This is a genomic window from Corynebacterium mastitidis DSM 44356 (genome assembly GCF_000375365.1).
Taxonomy (GTDB): Bacteria; Actinomycetota; Actinomycetes; order Mycobacteriales; family Mycobacteriaceae; genus Corynebacterium; species Corynebacterium mastitidis.
The window spans coordinates 1-2,172 of the sequence record NZ_AQXB01000029.1; the positions used below are offsets into that span (position 1 = coordinate 1).

The window sequence follows — 2,172 nt, forward strand, 5'->3', positions numbered from 1 at the left end:
CCCCTCCCCCTCCCTCCCCCACGACGAGGGACCACCCGCCAACCCGGATGGGGGCGGCGCTACCGCGCCTGGGGAGGAAGATTCCCCCACCCCACAGAAACCCTCTGCCCACGACACCGTGGAGATGGACGCGCCACCTCCACCCGCCGCAGTCTCACCGGCTTCCCCCGAGCAAACAGACCACGCCAGCAGACCTCACCACGATGAGGCCAACACGACCTCGAGCCTGCCTGACCTGTCTGCGTCGTCGACGGAGGAAGGCCCCACGGTGGCGACCCGAGATTGGGAGCTGATTTACGCCGGCCTTCCCGATGCCATGCAGGATCTTCCCCCTCGGGAGATCCCGGCGATTGCCGAGATGATCCGGCAGCGAGTCCGCGGTGGCTGGACACTGCCGGGCCTGCGTAAAACGCTTGGCGCACGCCGACTTCCCAGCGAGGTTGTCCACCTGCCGGGGCTGGTCAAGGCCCGCTTGCGTGATGACGCCCCACCGCATGGGGCGCCGCCGAAAAAGCCCGGGAGTGCGCGGCCTGGCGTATTTCGCGCACCAAGCACCCCGCGCCCCGATGAACTGCTCACCCCGCAGGAACGCCAGCAGGCTCAACAGCGCCGCCGCGCGCTGATCAACCAAGCCCTGTTGAAAACACACCCCCAGCACACGCAAAGAGAAATCAATGAAACCCCAGCGTAAACCGCTCAGTGAGCGCTACGTCACCTGGATAGAAAATCTCATCGGGCACGGTGCCATAGCCGTGGTCAAGGCCTTGACCCCGCTCATGGGAGTAGAGCGAGCCGCCCGCGCAAAAGAGCACTGCCAGTGGTTTTTTCATCTGTACCCTCACGACCTTGTCTTTGACGAAGATTACCTCCTGGCCCCGACAGGCACCTTGATCCGCTCAAGCCCGGAGATGATGATGCTGGTCAAGCTGGCGAACGGGCAGTGGAAAGCCGCATCGCTCAGCGACGCGCCACACTACCCCAGCGCGCACGTATGCCAGTGGGGGCCGCACTGGGTCATTGGCTGGGGGCAAACATGGGCATAAGCAGCGTGAGCAACGTGTACATGTACAGCACCTACGTGGTCTTCAAGGGCAAAGGCGGCGGCCTCATCCAATCGGTGTACCGAGGGTCGGACTACGAGCAGGCCGCACAATGCGCAAGGACGTGGCTTAGGCGAGGAGAAGTCCACCGGGTGAGCATCCTGCGCCACGACGCGCGCGAACTCCAGCGCGTCCTCCATGAGACCAGCGCGGAAGGGTGAAGGGGGACTCGTGCAAATCAGAGTATGGATCACCCGCGCAGCCATCGTCCTGGTCGCTGTAGCCACGGCAATCACCGCGTGGGTGGTGAGCCCGCCCTCGACGGGCCTCGGACCCAGCCACAAAGACCCAGCACCATCACCGAGCAGCGCTCCTCCACAGGCCAGGGTCCAGTACCCCTAGCGGCCTCCCCGGCACCGCCGCATACAGATCCCCGCCATCAGAAGTAGGACCAGAGGACACCACCAAAACCCCTACCGGACAGGTGACTTGACAGTTTCGTACAGTTCCTCTAAACTAACTTCATGACAAGGCCAATGAAGTATAAACAGCTCGTCAAACACCTCGAATCTGCCGGGTTTACCCGCCTAAGACAAGGCAAAGGAGACCACGAGGTTTGGGGATATGACGGCATCGACCGCCCCGTCATCATCACTACCACCAAGGAGGTGTCCCCAGCAGTAACCCGAAATGCCCTAAAAGCAATCGATAAGAAAACCGAAAAAACCATCCAATAAACCAACCGACCATCGACTACGTTAGCACCTACATAAGTACCAGATAAAAGAAAGGTGGCGGTGGGCCACCCCGCCGCCACCATAAAAGATAATTTATATTCATCGTTTTGAGACGCTGAAGTCTACGTTTGAAAGAAATGTGTGTGATGGAAATAAATAAGAAGGACTCTCTCACTGTTACGGCTCGTAGATGGACCGGAGGGTGGGAACTCATCATCGACAAGGACAACGCCACCTCCACTCGCAGCCTAACCCGCGCGAAAGACCAAGTCCGGGACTACCTGGAAACCCTCAACCCCGAGACCGACTACAGCACCACCGAGATCAACCTCGTCTACGACATCGACGACGATCTCACCGACAGCATCAACGACACCCATGAAGCGCTCCAGGCT

Annotated in this window: 4 protein-coding genes and 1 pseudogene; all 5 read left to right on the forward strand. The window is 60.4% G+C overall.

Translation table 11 applies throughout. From position 1 onward, the window contains the following. Positions 1–268 precede the first annotated feature (268 nt). Complete coding sequence (locus tag B140_RS14085) at positions 269–691, forward strand: hypothetical protein (protein WP_156801810.1); 423 nt, start codon at positions 269–271, stop codon at positions 689–691. Beyond that, entirely contained in the window at positions 675–1,043 is a 369-nt protein-coding gene (locus tag B140_RS0111350) for a hypothetical protein (RefSeq protein WP_018119470.1), read from the forward strand. Before B140_RS14085 ends, B140_RS0111350 begins: the two co-directional genes overlap by 17 nt. Beyond that, entirely contained in the window at positions 1,034–1,261 is a 228-nt protein-coding gene (locus tag B140_RS0111355) for a hypothetical protein (protein WP_018119471.1), read from the forward strand. Before B140_RS0111350 ends, B140_RS0111355 begins: the two co-directional genes overlap by 10 nt. 303 nt (positions 1,262–1,564) lie before the next feature. Next, positions 1,565–1,777: a type II toxin-antitoxin system HicA family toxin gene (locus B140_RS13580; RefSeq protein WP_083912344.1), complete on the forward strand. Its 213-nt coding sequence runs from the start codon at positions 1,565–1,567 to the stop codon at positions 1,775–1,777. A gap of 146 nt (positions 1,778–1,923) precedes the next feature. Then, a pseudogene (locus B140_RS12780) lies at positions 1,924–2,172 on the forward strand (hypothetical protein); the annotation flags it as partial.